Annotated in this window: 1 protein-coding gene; it reads left to right on the top strand. The window is 55.2% G+C overall.

All coding sequences use genetic code 11. The annotated features are described in order from the left end of the window. Nucleotides 1-1,712 precede the first annotated feature (1,712 nt). A complete protein-coding gene (locus tag AB0M29_RS45075) occupies nt 1,713-2,207 on the top strand; it encodes a hypothetical protein (protein ID WP_365393653.1) in 495 nt (164 codons plus the stop codon). The last annotated feature ends 76 nt before the right edge of the window (nt 2,208-2,283 follow it).

The following is a 2,283-nucleotide window of genomic DNA, read 5'->3' as shown; positions in this document are numbered from 1 at the left end:
CACCGACCGGTTCAGGCACGGACTCGGGCTCGATCGTCATCTCACTCACTTGGCGTCTCCATGATCAACAGATCCGCCGTTTATTAGACACTCCCAGAGAAGGAGCTGAGCGCTACGGTGTTGACATGATGTGAGGTTTGGGGAGGGCCCTTGTCATCACTCAAGCGCGGTTTTGTGGCAGGAGCGTCGGTAGTGGTCGCCACGGCGAGCGGCATCGTTACGAACATTGCCACGGACCAGGCCAGCTTGGCTTGGTGGGTGTCGCTAGGCACCCTGCTGGTAGTAGGCGTTACCGCTCAGATCTGGCTCACGAGTACTGAAGGGCAGAACCAGAGTGTCACGGCTGCTGGCGCTGGAAGTGTGGCGGTCGGCGGGTCCGCGCAGAGCACTATAAGAACGCGCGTACGTGGCTACGCCCAACAGACCCCACCTACCGGCACCTCCGAGGGAACTACCGCAGGTGCTCCAGGCAGTATTGCGGTCGGCGGAGAGGCCATAGGCGATCTCTCGACCGACGCAGATTCGGCGAATTAGGGTTCGCTATGCGAAGGAAAGACACCATAGCTTCTGGAGTTGCATCCGTTGCGGTAAACGGCGACGTCCTAGCCCCGATCATAACTAACTATCAGACATACATTAAACTTGAGGAATCACGCCCCCTAAACCCGGCCGAATGGCCTAAAGTGCATCAAGTTGATGCACTCACTCTTGGGGTGCACCGCGCACGAACTGTCGACAGTGGCCTCTTGCTGCCGCCCTACGTTCTGCGTGATGCGGATCGCGAAGTGGCAAGGCAGATGAAGATCGTTGCCAGAGATGGAGGGATAGTCCTACTGACTGGCGACTCTACTTCGGGGAAAAGTAGAACTGCCTTCAATGGCATCCAGCGATGCATGCCGGGACATTCCATTTATTCACCTACCCGCGGCTCTAACCTCTTGAACATTCTGAATGCAGTTCATCAGGCAGATCACGGTTCATATCTTATATGGCTGGATGATCTAGAGGGGCACATTGGAGCGAATGGGCTAAATCTTTCTCTAGTAGATGAACTGAAGCAACTTCGTGTCGCAATAGTCGCCACGATGCAGGATCGACTATTTGACGTGTATGCAAATACCTCAGCATCCGAAGATCACACGAGCAGTGACAGGTATCAACAGATCGGAAATCGACTTCTTCGCGCGATCGAGCCCATTCGCCTAAGCCGACTTTGGAGTTCGGGCGAAATCGATAGGGCATCGCGGGCTAATGAAGAACGGCTAACTGAAGCGGTGGCACACAGTGCAACATATGGAGTATCAGAATACTTAGCGGCTGGCCCAGCATTGCTACAGTCCTGGCTCAGGGCGCAACGAGTAGACGGAAACCCGCGAGGTGCAGCACTAGTGCAAGTCAGCGTCGACCTCGCACGCGCGGGTTTTAGCGCTGCCGTCGACGTTCGAGTCCTCAAGGAACTCCACGCAAGGTATCTACCGGGTCCATCCTTGAGGCCGGAAAATTGGAATGACGCACTGATTTGGGCGACCAAGGTTCGCCACGGAGTATCGGGATTGCTGGTTCCGGGCGAACACGAGGGAACTTGGCGAGCGTTTGATTACCTTCCTGACGCTCTCTCTCGCGACAGAGATAACCAGCAGAGGATCCCTGATTTTATTTGGGCGGAGTCCATATCCCTATGCCCGGATGCCGACGATAGATGGAATATAGGAATGAGAGCCTACATGGCTGGAGTTGCTAGGTATGCCATCGAAGCATGGAAGCCCCTAGCTGCCAACGGAAACGGGAGCGCGGCCTCAAATTTGGCAGTCATCTACCGGGAGATGGGGAACCATGAGACTGCCGCTTATTGGCGGCGTGCACAATTTCAAGATGAATTCCATGCCAATAAAATCCCTTTCGACCCCTCGGCTCCGTTGTATTATGCCGAGACAGGCGAAGTGAAACTCGGACAGTCCCGAGAAGGCGAGCAGCTAAAAATTCCAATACATAAGCCTGGGCTAGGGGTTCGTCATGGAGCCATCGCTGGCGCTAGAGGTGTCGGGAAGAGCAACAGCTTGAACCTGATCCTTCTCGGTGCCCTTACCAGCGGGAAGTACGTTCTTTGGCTGATGGACTGGTCCCCAGAGCAGAAGCACTTCGAACCATTGAAAAAGGGTGGCGCTTGCGATCGTTTTGTGGGAAATAACCTAGTGTCGCGTGAATGAAGTCCTTGGACGAAGAGTCGGAGTGCGGTTGAATGGCGTATGCCTGTTGCTGCGCCGTTGGTCGTGTCCGATGCGG

This window comes from Streptomyces sp. NPDC051976 (assembly GCF_040680795.1).
GTDB lineage: Bacteria > Actinomycetota > Actinomycetes > Streptomycetales > Streptomycetaceae > Actinacidiphila.
Note: the sequence above shows the minus strand (reverse complement) of the source record. Positions and strands in the feature narration are given on the sequence as shown.

Excerpts from the sequence above, each read along its gene's own strand:
- AB0M29_RS45075 (WP_365393653.1), top strand. The coding sequence starts at position 1,713 with ATGAGAGCCTACATGGCTGGAGTTGCTAGGTATGCCATCGAAGCATGG.